This window comes from Serratia sp. BNK-33-b (assembly GCF_048684565.1).
Lineage (GTDB): Bacteria > Pseudomonadota > Gammaproteobacteria > Enterobacterales > Enterobacteriaceae > Serratia > Serratia marcescens.
Map to the genome: position 1 here is coordinate 1989611 of NZ_JBLQTZ010000001.1, position 17630 is coordinate 2007240.

Below are 17630 nucleotides of genomic sequence, written 5' to 3' on the forward strand. Positions count from 1 at the left end.
AACCGCCGCCGAAAAACGTCGCCACGGTGGCGAGCGCTGCCGCCACCGTGTAAATTACGGCGTTTAACTTTGCGCTCCGTTGTTTTGAGGTTTCTATGACCACTCCCTTGCAGACCGTTGCCGAGCTTGACGATCTGACGCTCGATTTGCCGCGTTTCGAGCAGGCGCTGTATCAATTTGCCGCCAAATTGCGGCTTGATCTGGCCGCGTTCACCGCCGATCACATCTCCCTGCGCTGTCACCAGAATGCCACCGCTGAACGTTGGCGCCAGGGGCTGATGCAGTGCGGGACACTGCTATCCGAATCGATGATCAACGGGCGGCCTATCTGTCTGTTCGATTTGTCTCAGCCGCTGGCCGTAGGGCCGTGGCGGATAGACTGCATCGAGCTGCCGTATCCTGGGGAGAAGCGTTATCCGCACGAAGGCTGGGAACACGTCGAATTAGTGCTCAGTGGCGATCCTCAGACGCTGTACGCTCGGGCGTTGAGCCACCTTGCCGATGAGGCATTGTTGGCGCCGGGGATCAAGCTGAAGCAAAGCTCGCCAAAAGGCGAGGGCGAGCGGCTACCGAACCCGACGCTGGCCATCACCGACGGAACGGTCACGATCAAGTTTCATCCGTATTCCATTCGAGACATCGTCGCCAGCGAACAAGGTTAGCCAGGCAGCGCCGCACAGGCTCGCGCCATGCGATCGAGCGCTTCATCGAGCAGGGCCCATCGGCAACCAAAGTTAAGCCGCACAAAGCGCCGATCGCCGAAATCCAAACCGGCGCTTAATCCAACGCCCGCGCGCTCGAAGAACTGATGCGGATTGTCCACCGGCAACGCGCCGCAGTCGATCCAGGCCAAATAGGTGGCTTCAATCGGCAACAACTTCAATCCCGGCATGGCGTTGATGCGTTCTGTCACCCGATCGCGATTGGCGCGCAGATAAATCAACTGCTCGTCCAGCCAGGGTTGCCCATATTGATAGGCCGCCTGGGCGGCGACCAGCGCCAGCAGATTGACCTCCGGCACGATGCCGCTGCGCGCGCGTTTCAGCTTTTGTCGCAGCGCCTCATTAGGGACGATCGCCATCGAGGCGCCGAGCCCGGCGAGATTAAACGTCTTTGACGGTGACATCAGCGTCACGCTGCGTTGGGCCGCGTCTTCATTCAGGGTGGCGAAGGGGATATGGCGCGCGCCGGGCTCAAGCAGCAGTTCGCAGTGAATTTCATCCGAACAGACGATTAAATCGTGTTCGCGAGCGAACCGGTGGTGCTGCAACAGCTCCTCTCGGCGATACACGGTGCCACCGGGGTTCTGCGGGTTGCACAGCAACAGGAGTTTTTCGTTGCCGTTGAGCCGATCATGCATCGAGGAAAAATCCAGCCCCCAACGCTGGTTGACCGCTGTTAGCGATACCGAAAGGTGTTTACGCCCGGCGAATTTGGCCGCTTTGCGAAACGGCGGATAAATGAGCGAGGGGGCCAGCGTGCTCTGATGTTCTTCGGTGCAGGCTCGCACGCACAGGTTCAGGCCGCACACCAGGCCAGGCAGGAAAATGATCCATTCAGGCTTGATGTGCCAATCGTAGCGCTCTACCATGCGGCGGGTAAAAACCTCAATAAGATCAGGGGATGGGTGGGTGTAGCCGAATACGCCGTGTGCTACGCGGCGCTGCAAGGCTTCGATCACCGCCGGCGGTGAGGTGAAATCGCTGTCGGCGACCCAAAGCGGGATGATGTCGCTACCGCGATATTTATCCCACTTAACGCTGTCACTGTGACTGCGGTCTACCCATTGATCAAAATTGAATGCCATAGTGATAACCCTGAGCCGGTTTATGCCTATGCATGAGCCTACGTGAGAAATGAAGAAATGAACAATTGCCGCCGTATGTTGGCCGTTATCTGGGGGTGACAATGATAAAACTGGAAGTTTGTTGCTTTAGCGTCGACTGTGCGCTGACGGCCGAACGGGCGGGCGCCGATCGCATCGAGTTGTGCGCCAGCCAGAGCGAAGGGGGATTGACGCCGAGCTATGGCACGCTGCGTCTGGCGCGGGAGCGGGTTTCGATCCCGGTGCATCCGATCGTTCGCCCGCGCGGTGGCGATTTCTGTTACGGCGCGGTGGATTTCGAAGTGATCAAACAAGACATCGGCCAAATTCGCGAGATGGGGTTCCCCGGTGTGGTGGTTGGCATGCTGGACGACGAAGGGCACATCGATCTGCCGCGCATGCGCGAAGTGATGAGGCTGTGCGAAGGCATGGCGGTGACGTTCCATCGCGCGTTCGATATGTGCCAGAATCCGATGGTGGCGCTGGAGCAACTGACCGAGCTGGGTGTGGCGCGCATTCTGACCTCCGGCCAGCAGCAGAGCGCCGAACTTGGCCTGCCGTTGCTGCGCGATTTGCGCCAGGCCAGCCAAGGCCCGGTGATCATGGCGGGTGCCGGCGTGCGCCTCAGCAATCTGCATAAGTTTGTCGATATCGGCCTGCATGAACTGCACAGCTCTTCCGGCCATCTGGTGCCGTCGACCATGCGTTATCGCAAGGCGGGCGTCACCATGTGCTCCGATAACGAGTTTGACGAATTTAGCCATTATTGCGTGGATGGCGAAATGGTGGAGGCGATGAAAAACGCGCTGGCCTTGGTTGATCCTCTGGCGCAAAGCGCATAAACACGCAGTTAGCCGCGTTTGACAACCGGTTTCCGGGCCGTAAGACCCCTTTGCGTGTCACTGAGTCCTCGGCGATCACGCAAGTACCAGGCCCCGGCGTTTTGCCGGGGCTTTTTTTATGTTTTGTAAAGACCATTAGCCTGTTTCAACGCGGTATCTCGGTCGACCAACCCCCCATTTCTTCTTGCGAACGTCATGCCCTGCTGATAAGTTTGTGAATTAAAATCCTTTAAATATCATAATATTAAATGATTTTTTGATATGCATTGATGCAGTGAATTATTGGCGCCATGCCTCTCAATGCTGCGTCTGCATTTTCATGTCCGAACACGGCTTGGCTGATGGCCGGAACATCACAGCATCAATGAGGAGAGCCGTCAGCTCGACTGCAGAGCGCGTTGGCGGCGGACTTAACAAGGAGATAATGATAATGACCCGAACGGCACACTGTTGGACCGCTGCGCTTTTACTGACCTTGGCCCTGACCGGCTGCCAGACCGCCAAGCGGCCCGTTTCTACATTGAGTAAGCCGCCCAGCGCAGAAGAAGTTGCGGAGCAGGATAAGCGGCAGCGTGAGGCCGAGCGCATGCAGCAGTGCCAACGCGAACTGGATGCCATGCGCGGCATGGATAACGAGAAATATCAGAAATTCAAACGCGAGTTCGATACCTTGATGAGCGGTGCGGCGCAGTATGCCGGCGTGCGCCAGCGGATCAATACGGGCACGCAGGAAACCGTTGACGCCCTGTATCGTTATCGCACCAGCCGTCTGTGCGCAGACATCAGTTCTGCCATGATGACCGGTCTGGCTGAGCGCGGAGAACGCGCCCAATGATCCCTCGTGCGAGAAAGGCACTGCTGAGCCTGATGATATCGCTGGCGCTTGCGCCAACGCTGGCCGTGGCGGATGACGATGTGCCTGCATTATTGCAGTTTGCCGAGCGCTACCAGCAACAGGATGCACCGGCGGCTGACGCCGCAGTTACCTCGCCCCGGGAAATCCAAAAGCCGGCGTCCCGGCCGGTTCAACTTCGTGAAACGGCTGCGCAGAGAAAGCAACTGACGCAGTTGCAAAAGGCGCTGCGTGAGAAAGAGACTCGGCTGGAACAACAGCAAGCCGCTATTCAATCACTGCAGCAGGAGCTGACCGCGCTGCGCGTTGCGTCATCCCTGACGGTTGCCGATAAACCGGCACCGGCTCCCGATCTGAGCGCGTTGAGCGACTTCGCCAGCGGCGTGCGACAGGCGCTGAACCTGACGCCGCAGGAGCGCAAGGCTCAGGCGCAGATCGCCGAGGCGCAAGCCGCGTTGGCGCGGCAAAAGCAACAAACCGCGGAGCGAGATCGGCGCATTGCCTTGCTGGAACAACGGCTGGCGGCCTTGCCCAAACAGGCGGAAAACGTTCGGCAGCAGGTTTGGGAGGAGAAGCTGGCGGCGGCGCAAACCGCCAATGATAAAGCGCGTCAGCGTTATGAGCAGGACAAAAAAGCGGCCGCCGCTGAGCTGGAACGACAAAAGGTCGAGGCCGCCAAGTTGACGGATGAACTGCAGCGGCAGCTGACGCAGCTGCAGAAAGAACAGGGCGTCCAACGACAGCAGGGGGGGCAACAAGAGAAAAGCCTGAAGAGGGCGCTGGAACAACAAAAAGCCGAAGCCGCCAAGGCGGTGGGCGAGCTTCAACAGCGGCTGGCGCAGCTGCAGAAAGAGCGTGATGACCAACGTCGGCAGGCCGAGCAACAAGAGAAAAGCCTGCAGGCGTCGTTGGCAAAGCAGGCGATAGAAGCCGCCAAAGCGACGGAGGAACTGCAGCGGCAGTTGGCGCAACTGCAGGAAAAAAACAAAGCGCAAACCGAGCAGGCCAAAATGCTGGAACAACGTCTGGCGGCGGTGACGGCGGAAAGCGCGCAGGCAGCGCAGAAGAGGGATGAAGCGACGCAACGGGCGGATAAAACGGCAGCGGAGCTGGCTGCCGCCCATCAGGCTCAGCAAGCTTTGCAAGACGAACTGAGCGGGCTGAGATCGCGGGCCAAATGGTTGCCGGAAGTGAAAACGCTGAAGAAAAAACCGGAGCAACAGAGCTATGCTGCCGGCGTCGCCTTGGGGCGCGATATCCAAACGATGCTGGCTGAGCGTAAAAATTGGGGCATCACACCCGATAAAACCATGTTGCTGGCCGGCGTGATCGATACCTTCAACGGCCATTACCAGTTGAGCGATGCGCAGTTGACCCGCGCGCTGGCGGAGTCGGAAAAAGCGGTGAGTGACGCCAGAAACCAGGCGGCGAAGACGCAGACCAGCAAGGGTGAGGCGTTCGTTGCCGAGTTCAAAAAGAAGAAGGGCACGCAGAAATCGCCTTCCGGCTTCTGGTATCGCATCGATTATACGGGTGATGAAACCATTGCGGAAAACGCGCGGGTAGACATCGTGGTGAAAGAGAGCTTAACCGACGGCAGCGTGATTCAGGATATGGATCGCAGTGGAAAGGTGATGTCTCAGCCGCTCTCCGCCTATCCACCGTTGTTCCGCGAGGCGATCGGTCATCTGAAAAATCACGGTTCGCTGACGATGGTGGTGCCGCCGGCGTTGGCGTACGGTGAAACGGGCTATGCGCCGCAGATCCCGCCGAACGCGACGATGGTCTATGAGCTGCGGATTGTCGATGCCAGCAACGGGTAACTGGGGGCCGGCGCAGGCCGGCCCGATTAAGCGAGCGCTAGGGTTTTTTTGCAGTCAGCACGGCGCGCAGGGGCGCCGGATAGCCTTCCACCGTTTTGCTGCGATCGTTCGGATCGAGGAATTCGGCCAGTGATTCGCTGGTCATCCAGTCGGTGCGGCGCTGCTCTTCGAGACTGGTGACGCACATATCGGCAATCTTCACGTCGACGAAACCGCACTTCTCCAGCCAGCATTTCAGCGCCTCGGCGGAAGGAATGAAATACACGTTGCGCATCTGCGCATAACGATCGCCCGGCACCAGCACCTGGTGGCGATCGCCTTCCACCACCAGCGTTTCCAGCACCAGTTCGCCTTCAGCTACCAGCTGATTTTTCAGTTGATACAGATGATCGAGCGGCGAGCGGCGGTGATACAGCACCCCCATTGAGAACACGGTGTCGAACGCCGCCAAATCCGGCAATTGCTCGATGCCGAGCGGCAGCAGGTGGGCGCGCTGATCGCCGCCCAACAGCTTGCGCACCGCTTCGAACTGGCACAGGAACAGTTGCATCGGATCGATGCCTACGGCGAGATGTGCGCCGGCGCCGATCATGCGCCACAGGTGATAACCGCTACCGCAGCCGACATCGAGAATGGTGCGTCCGGCCAGCGGAGAAATGTGCGGCAGCACGCGATCCCATTTCCAGTCGGAATGCCATTCGGTATCGATATCGATGCCATACAGCGAGAACGGCCCTTTACGCCACGGCATCAGGGTGCGCAGCATTTTCTCGACGCCTTCAAGCTGGCCCGGCGACAGGCCGGGCTCCATCTCAGCGCGCACGCCGTGCAGCAGATCGAGACGGGTGGGGGTCAGCGTCGGCAAATGTTCCACCGAGTTGAACCACTGCTTGAATTTGCCGTGCAGCGATTCGCGTTGCCAGGCGCTCAGCTGTGCGGGCAGCGTATCCAGCCAGTGGCTGAGAGGGCTCTTGGCAATGCGCTGATAGAAATCACCGAATTCGATCATTGCGCATCCCCCGCTTTCAGGGCGATCAGTGAACCGAAGTTGAAGCACTGGAACCACACCTCAGCATGCTCGAATCCGGCCTGTTGCAGACGCGCTTTGTGCGCTTCCACTGAATCGGTCAGCATCACGTTTTCCAGCATGCTGCGTTTTTGGCTGATCTCCAGCTCGCTGTATCCGTTGGCGCGTTTGAAATCGTGGTGCATGTTGAACAGCAGCTCGCCGACTTCGGCGTCTTCAAAGCTGAATTTTTCCGACAACACCAGCGCACCGCCCGGGCGCAGGCCACGATAGATTTTCTCCAGCAGGCGCAGGCGATCGGCCGGCTCGAGGAACTGCAGCGTAAAGTTCAGTACCACCATCGAGGCGTCTTCGATGTCGATGTCGCGAATGTCGGCTTCGATGACGTCAACCGGCGTGTCGGCGCGGAAGGCGTCAATATGGCGGCGGCAACGTTCCACCATCGCCGGCGAATTGTCGACGGCGATGATAGTGCAACCGGGCACCTTGATATTTCGCCGCATTGACAGCGTCGCTGCGCCCAGCGAGCAGCCCAGGTCATACACCCGGCTGTCGGGGTGCACAAAGCGTTCGGCCAGCATGCCGATCATCGAGATGATGTTGGAATAGCCGGGAACCGAGCGTTGGATCATGTCGGGAAACACTTCGGCGACGCGTTCGTCGAAGGTCCAGTCGCCCAGTTTGGCGATGGGGGCGGAGAAAAGGGTATCGCGGTTTGGCATAGCGGCAAATCAGTTCAGAATTCGAAGCTGCGTAGTCTAACAGAAAAGCGCAAAAAAGCGGAGCGGAAGCAGGCGGCGCGGCCGCCTGATGATAAAACGGGATCAGTGCAGGCTGAAAATCAGATCCCAAGGCAGATAGAAGATATTTGCCAGAACCATCAACAACAAAGAGATATAGGTCGCGGCCATGCCGGAACGGCGCCAGCGAACCTCACGGTTGCGTAAACCGTAGTAATGCACCAGCCGCCCGGCCATCAGCATCAGGCCGCAGAGGTGAATCATCCAGATTTCCGCGCCGTTCATTTCCATGATCACCAGCAATACGGCAGCGATAGGAATGTATTCAACGGCGTTGCCATGCACGCGTATGGCGGTCTGCAATTCGTAGAAACCGCCGTCGCCGTAGGCTACGCGGTACTGCATCCTTAATCTGACTACGTCATAAGAGAGTTTGATCAACAACAATGCGCCGAGCACCACATAAAGCGCGCTTACCATTTTTAACTCCGTTCCCTAACCAAAACTGGCAGTCAGCATCATAGCCGTCATTGTATTCACTGTCGCGGGGAAATATTTGATGTTATTGGTCAGATTAATAGGTCAAAACAGTGCATCTTGTTCTGGCCAGTCTGGCGGCGCAGGCAAATCAGGGATCGCCAGGCGCAACTGCTGCCAAATTTTTTGCGCCTGCTGGGGCGAATCGCCGTTGTCCGGCGTATGAATAAACAGATAGGGCTGATGCTGTTGCTGCCACTGCGGCAGTTTTTGCTGCCAGGCTTCGAACCAGCGCAGGTTATCGGCCAACTGGTCACCGCCGATAAAGCGCACCAACGGTTGGTCGGCGGTGACCAGCGCGTGTACCGGCAGCTTCGGTTTTTTCTGCTGGGCATCGCGTACGGCAGCGGTGTTGGGGGCGGCGTAATGCACCGGGCGGCTGTCGAGGATCACCCGATTGATGCCGCGCTGGTGCAACCCCTGATTCAACGCGCGCTCTTCCTCGCCCTTGGCGAAAAACGCCGGATGACGCACTTCTACGCCGTAGGTGAATTCCTGCGGCAGGCTTTCGAAGAACTGCCACATGCGCGGCAGCTCATCGGGGCCGAAGGCGGCGGGCAGCTGCAGCCACAACTGGCCGATGCGCTGATGCACCGGGCTCAGACAGTGGTAAAACGCCTGCAGCTCGGCGGCGCAGTTGCGCAGGGCGGCCTTGTGGCTGATGTCCGACGGGAATTTGAAGCAGAAGCGAAAATCGTCGCCGGTCATGTCGCGCCAGCGCTGCACGATGTCCAGTTTCGGCAGCGCGTAGAAGGTGGTGTTGCCTTCCACGCAGTTGAAGTAGCGGCTGTAATCCGCCAAATCACGCAGCCCGATACGGTTCCAGGCTGCATGTTGCCACTGCGGCAGTCCGATGTAGATCACGGCGTCGTCTTCCTTTACTTGTGCTTGGATTATCAGGCTACAACTTAACGTTACCGGTCGAGCGCGGCAAGAATTTCGCCGGTGTCGCGCACCCGCGCCAAACGCGGGAAGATGTGTTCGAACGCGAAACGGTGCATTTCCGCGTTCTGCGCGCTGCAGACGTCTTCGGCGATCACCAGCTCATAGCCGTGTTCCCAGGCGGCGCGGGCGGTGGACTCCACGCCGATATTGGTGGATATGCCGCCCAAGACTACGGATTTGATGCCGCGACGGCGCAGCTGCAAGTCCAGATCGGTGCCGTAGAAGGCGCCCCATTGGCGCTTGGTGATCAAAATATCGTTATCGCAGACCGCCAGCGGCGCGGGGAACTCCCACCAGGTGGCCGGCAAACCGCCGGCGGGCGCGGGAGCCGGTTTATCCACCGGTTGTTTCAGCGCCTCGGCGAAGGAGTCTGACCAACCGACGCGCACCAACAGCACCGGCGCGCCCAGCATGCGAAAACGCGCGGCCAGCAGGGCGGCGTTCGCCACCACCTGGTCGGCGCCGTGCGGGCCGCCGGCGTAGGGCAGAATACCGTTTTGCAAATCGATCAGCACCAGAGCGGTGGTTTGGGCGTCAAGTTTCAGCATGGATTTCATCTCGTTGCGAAGTGGATAAAAACTGTTCGGCGCGTCGGACGAGCTGCGTTCGGCGCAAAACCGGGGGAGAATCAGGCTACGTGAAAAAACTGTCGCAGGTTAATGGGAAATTTGTTAACCGATGTGTTGATTCGGACAAAAACGCGCCATTTAGTGCAGTAACAATGCTGTGTTCGCACTTATCGGGCGGATGAATTTCCTTTATAATGACTCCCTTTTTTCAACACTCTTTAATCCAACGACCTATGCCGATTTATGAATATGCATGTGGTGCTTGCAACCATCGGTTAGAGAAATTGCAAAAATTTTCCGATGCGCCGCTGGCAGACTGCCCGGCGTGTGGGCAGCCCGCGTTGACCAAGTTGATCTCATCCTCCGGCTTCCAGCTTAAGGGCACCGGCTGGTATGCGACGGATTTTAAACCGGGTAACAAGTAGAATTTATCAGATAACAGCCGCGCGACAGGGGCGCAGTAGCCCGGCGCGGCATCGGCTGTGTAAAAGGATAGCGTATGCGTACTGAATATTGCGGGCAGTTGAATCTGTCCCACGTGGGCCAGGAAGTCACTCTGTGTGGTTGGGTCAATCGTCGTCGCGATCTGGGCGGCCTGATCTTTATTGATATGCGCGACCGCGAAGGCATCGTGCAGGTGTTCTTCGATCCGGACCAGAAAGTGGCGTTCGACAAGGCCTACGACCTGCGCAATGAGTTCTGCATCCAGATCGTCGGCACCGTGCGTGCGCGTCCGGACAGCCAGATCAATAAAGATATGGCCACCGGCGAAGTGGAAGTGTTTGCCCACGCGCTTGAGATCATCAACCGCTCCGAGCCGCTGCCGCTGGACTCCAACCAGGTCAACAGCGAAGAAGCGCGCCTGAAATACCGTTACCTCGATCTGCGTCGCCCGGAAATGGCCGAGCGTCTGAAGACTCGCGCCAAAATCACCAGCTTCGTGCGTCGCTTCATGGACAGCCACGGCTTCCTCGACATCGAAACGCCGATGCTGACCAAGGCGACGCCGGAAGGCGCCCGCGATTACCTGGTGCCGAGCCGCGTGCACAAGGGCAAATTCTACGCGCTGCCGCAGTCTCCGCAGCTGTTTAAACAGCTGCTGATGATGTCCGGCTTCGATCGTTACTACCAGATCGTCAAATGCTTCCGCGATGAAGATCTGCGTGCGGATCGTCAGCCTGAATTCACCCAGATCGACGTCGAAACCTCCTTCATGACCGCCGAGCAGGTGCGTGAAGTGATGGAGAAACTGGCGCGTGAACTGTGGCTGGACGTGAAGGGCGTGGATCTGGGCGATTTCCCGGTCATGACCTTCGCCGAAGCGATGCGTCGCTTTGGTTCCGACAAGCCGGACCTGCGTAACCCGCTGGAGCTGGTGGACGTGGCCGACCTGGTCAAGGACGTCGAGTTCAAAGTGTTCTCCGGCCCGGCCAACGACGCCAAAGGCCGCGTGGCGGCGATCCGCGTACCGGGCGGCGCACAGCTGACCCGCAAGCAGATCGATGAGTACGGCGCTTTCGTCAACATCTACGGCGCCAAAGGCCTGGCCTGGCTGAAGGTCAACGACCGCGCCGCCGGCATGGAAGGCGTGCAAAGCCCGATCGCCAAATTCCTCAGCGCGGAAGTGCTGGAAGCTGTCCTGGCGCGCACCGACGCGCAGACCGGCGACATCCTGTTCTTCGGCGCAGACAGTTTCAAGATTGTCACCGATGCGATGGGCGCGCTGCGCCTGAAGCTGGGACGCGATCTGGGGCTGACCCAACTCGACAGCTGGGCGCCGCTGTGGGTGGTCGACTTCCCGATGTTCGAAGAAGACGAAGAGGGCGGCCTGGCGGCGATGCACCACCCGTTCACCTCGCCGCGCGACATGAGCCCGGAAGAGCTGGCCGCCGCGCCGGTCAACGCTATCGCCAACGCTTATGACATGGTGATCAACGGTTACGAAGTGGGCGGCGGTTCGGTGCGTATTCACCGCAGCGAAATGCAGCAGACGGTATTCAGCATTCTGGGCATCGACGAACACGAACAGCGCGAGAAGTTCGGCTTCCTGCTGGACGCGCTGAAGTACGGCACGCCGCCGCACGCCGGCCTGGCCTTCGGCCTGGACCGTCTGGTGATGCTGCTGACCGGCACCGACAATATCCGCGACGTGATCGCCTTCCCGAAAACCACCGCGGCGGCCTGTCTGATGACCGACGCCCCGAGCTTCGCCAACCCGGCGTCGCTGCAGGAGCTGGCGATCAGTGTGGTAAAGAAAGCCGGTGCGGAACAAGAGAGCGAGTGATGAGTTACAAGCGCCCTGAATCTATCCTGGTAGTGATTTACGCGAAATCCAGTGGTCGGGTGCTGATGTTACAGCGGCGCGACGATACCGAGTTCTGGCAGTCGGTCACCGGCAGCCTGGAACAGGATGAGTCGCCGCCGCATGCCGCACGGCGTGAGGTCATGGAAGAAGTGGGCATCGATATCGAAGCAGAGCACCTGCCGTTGTTCGATTGCCAGCGCTGCGTGGAGTTTGAACTCTTTGTCCATTTGCGACATCGCTATGCGCCGGGAACCACGCGCAATAAAGAGCACTGGTTCTGTCTGGCGTTGCCCGAGGAGCGCGATCCGGTAATTACCGAGCATCACGCTTACCAATGGCTTGAGGCGGCCGAGGCCGTGAAGTTGACCAAGTCGTGGAGCAATCAGCAGGCGATTGAAGAGTTCGTGATCAATTCAGTCCAGTAGTTTTTTTCGGAGATTTTTTATGGCAGGTCATAGTAAGTGGGCCAACACAAAGCACCGTAAAGCGGCGCAGGACGCCAAGCGCGGTAAAATTTTCACCAAGATTATTCGTGAGCTGGTCACCGCCGCGAAGCTGGGCGGCGGCGATCCGGATTCCAACCCGCGTCTGCGCGCGGCGATGGACAAGGCGCTGTCGAACAACATGACGCGCGACACCATGAACCGCGCGATCGCGCGCGGCGTGGGCGGCGATGATGATACCAATATGGAAACCATCATCTATGAAGGTTACGGCCCTGGCGGCACCGCCGTCATGATCGAATGCCTGAGCGACAACCGCAACCGCACCGTGGCGGAAGTGCGTCACGCCTTTACCAAATGCGGCGGTAACCTGGGTACCGACGGTTCCGTGGCTTATCTGTTCACCAAGAAGGGCGTGATCACCTACGCACCGGGCCTGGATGAAGACAGCGTAATGGAAGCGGCGCTGGAAGCCGGTGCGGAAGACATCGTGACCTATGACGATGGCGCCATCGACGTGTTCACCGCCTGGGAAAGCCTGGGCGCGGTGAAAGACGCGCTGACCGCGGCGGGCTTCGAAGCTGAAGCGGCGGAAGTGTCGATGATCCCATCGACCAAGGCCGACATGGACGCGGAAACCGCGCCTAAGCTGCTGCGCCTGATCGATATGCTGGAAGACTGCGACGACGTGCAGGAAGTTTACCATAACGGTGAAATCTCCGACGAAGTGGCGGCGACGCTGTAATCCGGTAAAACGGGCGCCGCCGTTCGGCGGCGCCGTGCATGCAAGGTGGATGTAGATATGGCGATCATACTCGGTATCGATCCCGGCTCGCGCGTCACCGGCTATGGCCTTATCCGCCAGCAGGGGCGTCAGTTGAGCTATATCGCCAGCGGCTGCATCCGCACGGTGGTGGACGACATGCCGACGCGGCTGAAGCTGATTTACGCCGGCGTCAGCGAGATCATCACCCAGTTTCAGCCCGATTTCTTCGCCATCGAACAGGTATTTATGGCCAAGAACCCGGATTCGGCGCTCAAGCTCGGTCAGGCGCGCGGCGTTGCGATTGTCGCGGCGGTGAATCAGAATCTGGAAGTGTTCGAATATGCGGCGCGGCAGGTCAAACAAACCGTGGTCGGCACCGGCGCAGCCGAAAAGGCGCAGGTGCAGCACATGGTGCGTTCGCTGCTCAAACTCTCGGCCAACCCGCAGGCGGATGCCGCGGATGCCCTGGCCATCGCCATCACCCATTGCCATCTCAGCCAGAACGTGCTGCGGATGAGCGAAGGGCGGTTGAACCTGGCGCGCGGGCGTTTGCGCTGACGCGAAGCGATGATTGCTCAGGCTGGATATTCATCCAGCCTTTTTTATGTTATAAGCTTTACCAGCAACGGCATGGCAGGGCGCCATGCCCGGTCATTCTGCAGGAGGGTAAATGATAGGTCGTCTCAGAGGAAATATTCTGGAAAAGCAGCCACCGCTGGTGTTACTGGAGGCGAACGGTGTGGGTTATGAAGTGCACATGCCGATGACCTGCTTTTACGAGCTGCCGGAACTGGGGCAAGAGGCCATCGTGTTTACCCACTTCGTGGTGCGTGAAGATGCGCAGCTGCTGTACGGTTTCAACGACAAGCAGGAGCGCGCGCTGTTCCGCGAGCTGATCAAGGTCAACGGCGTCGGGCCGAAACTGGCGCTCGCCATCCTGTCAGGCATGTCCGCGCAGCAGTTCGTCAGTGCGGTGGAGCGCGAAGAGATCACCGCGCTGGTCAAGCTGCCGGGCGTAGGCAAGAAAACCGCCGAGCGCCTGGTGGTAGAGATGAAAGACCGCTTCAAAGGGCTGAACGGCGATCTGTTCAACAGCAGCAGCGAGATCAGCCTGCCGTCCGCCGCGGAGAAAGCGCCTGAGGCTGACGCGGAGGCCGAAGCGGTCTCGGCGCTGGTAGCGCTGGGCTATAAGCCGCAGGAAGCCAGCCGCATGGTCAGCAAAATTGCCAAGCCGGGTGCCGACTGCGAGACCCTGATCCGTGACGCGTTGCGCGCTGCTTTGTAAGGCCGCTAAGAGGTAGATAATGATTGAAGCCGATCGCCTGATCTCCGCCGAACCGATCAATGAGGAAGAAGTCCTCGATCGCGCCATTCGTCCCAAGCTGCTGACCGAATACGTGGGTCAGCCGCACGTACGCGAGCAGATGGAGATCTTCATCCAGGCGGCCAAGCAGCGCGGCGACGCGCTCGACCACCTGCTGATCTTCGGCCCGCCGGGGCTGGGGAAAACCACCCTGGCCAACATCGTGGCCAACGAAATGGGCGTGAATCTGCGCACCACTTCCGGCCCGGTGCTGGAGAAGGCGGGCGATCTGGCGGCGATGCTGACCAACCTCGAACCGCACGACGTGTTGTTCATCGACGAAATTCACCGTTTGTCACCGGTGGTGGAAGAAGTATTGTATCCGGCGATGGAAGACTATCAGCTGGATATCATGATCGGTGAAGGGCCGGCGGCGCGTTCGATTAAGCTCGATCTGCCGCCGTTCACGTTGGTGGGAGCCACCACCCGTGCCGGTTCGCTGACCTCGCCGTTGCGCGATCGCTTCGGCATTGTCCAGCGGCTGGAGTTTTATCAGGTGGCGGATCTGCAGCACATCGTCTCGCGCAGCGCCGGGTGCCTGGGGCTGGAGCTGTCCGACGAGGGCGCCCATGAAGTGGCCCGCCGCGCGCGCGGCACGCCGCGTATCGCCAACCGCCTGTTGCGCCGGGTGCGTGATTTCGCTGAAGTGCGCGCCAACGGCGTGATCAGCGGTTCGGTGGCGGCGCAGGCGCTTGATATGCTCAACGTCGATGCCGAAGGCTTCGACTATATGGATCGCAAACTGCTGCTGGCGATTATCGACAAGTTTACCGGCGGCCCGGTCGGGTTGGACAACCTGGCGGCGGCGATCGGTGAAGAGCGCGAAACCATCGAAGACGTGATTGAACCGTTCCTGATCCAGCAGGGCTTTATCCAGCGCACGCCGCGCGGCCGCCTGGCGACGCAGCATGCCTACCGGCACTTTGGTCTCGAACGCGAAGAGTAAATTTTTAATCCGCCAATAAGAAAGGGCCGCAGATGCGGCCCTTGTCATATCCCGGCTTTAATCAAGCCTGCTGTTTTTTAAACAGGCTCAGCGTGAACAGCACGGCGGCGCAGAGCACCACCGAAGGGCCGGCAGGCGTATCGTAAAACGCCGAGAAGGTCAGGCCACCGGTAACCGCCACCATCCCGAGCAGCACCGCGACGCCCGCCATCTGCTCCGGCGTGCGCGCGAAGCGGCGAGCGGTGGCTGCAGGGATGATCAGCAGCGAGGTGATGATCAGCGCGCCGACGAATTTCATCGCCAGACCGATGGTCAAGGCGGTGACCAGCATCAGCACGGTGCGTGCCCGCGCCAGATTGACGCCGTCGACGTGCGCCAGCTCAGGGCTGATGGTCATCGACAGCAGATCGCGCCACTGCCACCACAGCACCAACAGCACCACGGCGACGCCGCCGGCGATCATCACGATGTCGCTCAGCGTGACCGACAGCAGATCGCCGAACAGATAGGCCATCAGATCGACCCGCACGTTGGACATCAACGCCACCACCACCAGCCCCAGCGACAGGGCGCTGTGGGCCAGAATGCCGAGCAGCGTATCCACCGAGAGCTGCGGGCGACGTTCCAGCCACACCAGGGCCAAAGACAACAGCAGCGTAATGGCGATCACCGCATAGAAGGGATTGATGTCCAGCAGCAGACCAAAGGCGACGCCGAGCAGCGAGGCGTGCGCCAGGGTGTCGCCGAAGTAGGACATGCGGCGCCAGACCACGAAGGAACCCAGCGGCCCGGCGGCGCTAGCCAACAACACGCCGGCCAGCCAGCCGGGAAGTAACAGTTCAATCATGCTTCGCGGCTCCCGGTTTTCTTCAAGACAATTCTTCCCTGCAGATCGTGGCGGTGATTGTGATGGTGGCGATACACCGCCAGTTGCTCTGCGCCGCGGTTGCCGAACATGGCGATGAATTCAGGATGCATCGACACCACCTCCGGCGCGCCGGAGCAGCAGATGTGCTGATTGAGGCACAGTACTTCGTCGGTTTTCGCCATCACCAGATGCAGATCGTGCGACACCATCAGCACGGCGCAGCCCAGCTCTTTACGCAGCTGATCGATCAGATCGTACAGTGCCAGCTGGCCGTTGACGTCCACCCCTTGCGTGGGTTCGTCCAGCACCAGCAGCTGCGGTTTGTTCAGCAGCGCTCGCGCCAGCAGCACGCGCTGGTTTTCACCGCCGGAGAGCTTTTGCATTGGCTGGTCGAGCAGGTGGGCGGCGTGCACGCGCTTGAGCGCCGGCAAAATGTCGGCTTTCTTTACGCCAGGTTTAAGACGCATAAAACGGCTGACGGTCAGCGGCAGGGTGGCGTCGAGGTGCAGCTTTTGCGGCACATAGCCGATGCGCAGATCGGGCTCACACTCCAGCGTGCCGGCGGTCGGTTTGACCAATCCCAGCACCACGCGCACCAGCGTGGATTTGCCCGCGCCGTTCGGGCCAAGCAGCGTGAGAATACGGCCGGGTTGCAGGCTGAGGGAAATGTTCGACAGCACCTTGCGGCTGCCGAAGGCGACGGAGATATTTTTTAGCGTTATCAGTGTAGACATCTCGAGATTACAGGTTGCAGAACGAAGCGAATGTTATAATATCACGCCTTGTTGATGAAAACGATGGGATTACTGATGATGGCAAAGAAAAATAAATGGCTGCAGCGTACGCTGTTGGCCAGCGCACTGTTGATGGCCGGCCCGCTGAGCAGCGCTTCCGCTGCGGTGGTGACCTCGATTCGCCCATTAGGCTTTATCGCTTCGGCCATCGCCGACGGCGTGACGCCGACCGAAGTGTTGCTGCCGGACGGCGCTTCGCCGCACGATTTTGCGTTGCGTCCTTCGGATATCCAACGCTTGCGTTCCGCTGATCTGGTGCTATGGGTTGGGCCGGACATGGAAGCGTTCCTGAACAAGGCGCTGGTGCCTATCTCGGCGACCCGAAAGCTGGCTGTCAGCGAACTGCCGGCGGTGAAGCCGTTGCTGATGAAAGGCGAAGATGACGACGATCATGATCATGCAGGCGAAGCGCATAACCATGCCGATGACGATCATGGGCATCATCACGGCGAGTACAATATGCACGTTTGGCTGTCGCCGGAGATAGCAAAAGTGACCGCGATCGCGATTCACGACAGATTGTTGGAACTTATGCCGCAAAATAAGGACAAATTAGACGCAAACCTGCGCCAGTTCGAGAATCTGCTGACGCAAACTGACAAAAATGTTGGTAACATGCTTACGCCTGTGCAAGGTAAGGGTTATTTTGTTTTTCATGATGCTTACGGCTACTTTGAGAAACACTACGGTTTGAGTCCACTGGGCCATTTCACCGTCAATCCCGAAATTCAGCCTGGAGCACAGCGCCTACACCAAATTCGAACACAGTTGGTTGAGCAGAAAGCGGTATGCGTTTTTGCTGAGCCACAATTCAGGCCGGCCGTAATCAATGCCGTCGCCAAGGGTACCAAAGTGCGTTCCGGAACGCTGGACCCGCTGGGCACCGGCATCGCGCTGGGGAAGGACAGCTACGGGAAATTCCTGGCTCAGCTGTCAAACCAGTACGTGAGCTGCCTGAAGTAAAGCTTATGAGGATAATATCGA

General features: G+C 59.2%; 20 protein-coding genes. 12 read left to right on the forward strand and 8 right to left on the reverse strand.

The window, feature by feature from the left end:
* The first annotated feature begins 95 nt into the window (after window positions 1-95).
* The gene (locus ACMGGK_RS09485) at window positions 96-662 is read left to right on the forward strand and encodes a VOC family protein (RefSeq protein WP_016927427.1); all 567 of its coding nucleotides are present in this window, start codon (window positions 96-98) and stop codon (window positions 660-662) included.
* Here ACMGGK_RS09485 and ACMGGK_RS09490 read toward each other — a convergent pair.
* Window positions 659-1807 carry a MalY/PatB family protein gene (locus tag ACMGGK_RS09490; RefSeq protein WP_016927428.1) on the reverse strand — a complete coding sequence of 383 codons (1149 nt, stop codon included), beginning with the start codon at window positions 1805-1807 and terminating at the stop codon, window positions 659-661. The genes ACMGGK_RS09485 and ACMGGK_RS09490 overlap by 4 nt on opposite strands.
* A 101-nt stretch (window positions 1808-1908) precedes the next feature.
* On the opposite strand from ACMGGK_RS09490, the gene cutC reads away from it, so the two are divergent.
* The 3 genes from cutC (at window position 1909) to ACMGGK_RS09505 (ending at window position 5343) form a co-directional block, all read left to right on the forward strand.
* Window positions 1909-2667 (forward strand): copper homeostasis protein CutC, encoded by a 759-nt coding sequence (gene cutC / locus ACMGGK_RS09495; protein WP_049299189.1) that lies wholly within the window; start codon window positions 1909-1911, stop codon window positions 2665-2667.
* Between the two features lie 430 nt (window positions 2668-3097).
* On the forward strand, window positions 3098-3502 hold the full coding sequence (locus ACMGGK_RS09500) for a hypothetical protein (RefSeq protein WP_028127482.1): 405 nt from the start codon (window positions 3098-3100) through the stop codon (window positions 3500-3502).
* Entirely contained in the window at window positions 3499-5343 is a 1845-nt protein-coding gene (locus tag ACMGGK_RS09505; RefSeq protein ID WP_420276849.1) for an FKBP-type peptidyl-prolyl cis-trans isomerase N-terminal domain-containing protein, read from the forward strand. Before ACMGGK_RS09500 ends, ACMGGK_RS09505 begins: the two co-directional genes overlap by 4 nt.
* Window positions 5344-5380: 37 nt before the next feature.
* Here the strand turns inward: ACMGGK_RS09505 and cmoB are convergent, their stop codons facing one another.
* The 5 genes from cmoB to ACMGGK_RS09530 all read right to left on the reverse strand — a co-directional run bounded on the left by cmoB (window position 5381) and on the right by ACMGGK_RS09530 (window position 9140).
* Complete coding sequence (gene cmoB, locus ACMGGK_RS09510; RefSeq protein ID WP_033640100.1) at window positions 5381-6352, reverse strand: tRNA 5-methoxyuridine(34)/uridine 5-oxyacetic acid(34) synthase CmoB; 972 nt, start codon at window positions 6350-6352, stop codon at window positions 5381-5383.
* Entirely contained in the window at window positions 6349-7092 is a 744-nt protein-coding gene (gene cmoA / locus ACMGGK_RS09515; protein ID WP_033640101.1) for a carboxy-S-adenosyl-L-methionine synthase CmoA, read from the reverse strand. The genes cmoB and cmoA overlap by 4 nt, the downstream gene beginning before the upstream one ends.
* A 102-nt stretch (window positions 7093-7194) precedes the next feature.
* Complete coding sequence (locus tag ACMGGK_RS09520) at window positions 7195-7590, reverse strand: MAPEG family protein (protein WP_004932387.1); 396 nt, start codon at window positions 7588-7590, stop codon at window positions 7195-7197.
* Between the two features lie 102 nt (window positions 7591-7692).
* Window positions 7693-8508 carry a DUF72 domain-containing protein gene (locus ACMGGK_RS09525; RefSeq protein ID WP_143778342.1) on the reverse strand — a complete coding sequence of 272 codons (816 nt, stop codon included), beginning with the start codon at window positions 8506-8508 and terminating at the stop codon, window positions 7693-7695.
* A gap of 53 nt (window positions 8509-8561) precedes the next feature.
* The gene (locus ACMGGK_RS09530; RefSeq protein WP_033634190.1) at window positions 8562-9140 is read right to left on the reverse strand and encodes a hydrolase; all 579 of its coding nucleotides are present in this window, start codon (window positions 9138-9140) and stop codon (window positions 8562-8564) included.
* A gap of 254 nt (window positions 9141-9394) precedes the next feature.
* Between ACMGGK_RS09530 and ACMGGK_RS09535 the strand changes: the two genes are divergently transcribed.
* From ACMGGK_RS09535 to ruvB, 7 genes are all read left to right on the forward strand, one after another.
* The gene (locus ACMGGK_RS09535) at window positions 9395-9586 is read left to right on the forward strand and encodes an FmdB family zinc ribbon protein (RefSeq protein WP_033632845.1); all 192 of its coding nucleotides are present in this window, start codon (window positions 9395-9397) and stop codon (window positions 9584-9586) included.
* 74 nt (window positions 9587-9660) lie between these two features.
* Window positions 9661-11445, forward strand: a complete 1785-nt coding sequence (gene aspS / locus ACMGGK_RS09540; protein WP_016927435.1) for an aspartate--tRNA ligase — start codon at window positions 9661-9663, stop codon at window positions 11443-11445.
* Window positions 11445-11891, forward strand: coding sequence for a dihydroneopterin triphosphate diphosphatase (gene nudB / locus ACMGGK_RS09545; protein ID WP_004932373.1), 447 nt, complete (start codon window positions 11445-11447; stop codon window positions 11889-11891). The genes aspS and nudB overlap by 1 nt, the downstream gene beginning before the upstream one ends.
* Before the next feature lie 19 nt (window positions 11892-11910).
* A complete protein-coding gene (locus ACMGGK_RS09550; protein WP_004932370.1) occupies window positions 11911-12654 on the forward strand; it encodes a YebC/PmpR family DNA-binding transcriptional regulator in 744 nt (247 codons plus the stop codon).
* 57 nt (window positions 12655-12711) lie between these two features.
* Window positions 12712-13233 (forward strand): crossover junction endodeoxyribonuclease RuvC, encoded by a 522-nt coding sequence (gene ruvC / locus ACMGGK_RS09555; protein WP_004932367.1) that lies wholly within the window; start codon window positions 12712-12714, stop codon window positions 13231-13233.
* Between the two features lie 112 nt (window positions 13234-13345).
* Complete coding sequence (gene ruvA, locus ACMGGK_RS09560; protein ID WP_016927436.1) at window positions 13346-13960, forward strand: Holliday junction branch migration protein RuvA; 615 nt, start codon at window positions 13346-13348, stop codon at window positions 13958-13960.
* Between the two features lie 19 nt (window positions 13961-13979).
* On the forward strand, window positions 13980-14984 hold the full coding sequence (ruvB, locus tag ACMGGK_RS09565) for a Holliday junction branch migration DNA helicase RuvB (RefSeq protein WP_016927437.1): 1005 nt from the start codon (window positions 13980-13982) through the stop codon (window positions 14982-14984).
* Between the two features lie 61 nt (window positions 14985-15045).
* Here ruvB and znuB read toward each other — a convergent pair whose 3' ends face one another.
* A complete protein-coding gene (gene znuB / locus ACMGGK_RS09570; protein WP_049299179.1) occupies window positions 15046-15831 on the reverse strand; it encodes a zinc ABC transporter permease subunit ZnuB in 786 nt (261 codons plus the stop codon).
* Entirely contained in the window at window positions 15828-16586 is a 759-nt protein-coding gene (znuC, locus tag ACMGGK_RS09575) for a zinc ABC transporter ATP-binding protein ZnuC (RefSeq protein WP_420276850.1), read from the reverse strand. Before znuC ends, znuB begins: the two co-directional genes overlap by 4 nt.
* A 78-nt stretch (window positions 16587-16664) precedes the next feature.
* Between znuC and znuA the strand changes: the two genes are divergently transcribed.
* Window positions 16665-17609, forward strand: coding sequence for a zinc ABC transporter substrate-binding protein ZnuA (znuA, locus tag ACMGGK_RS09580; RefSeq protein ID WP_097103089.1), 945 nt, complete (start codon window positions 16665-16667; stop codon window positions 17607-17609).
* Window positions 17610-17630: the final 21 nt, after the last annotated feature.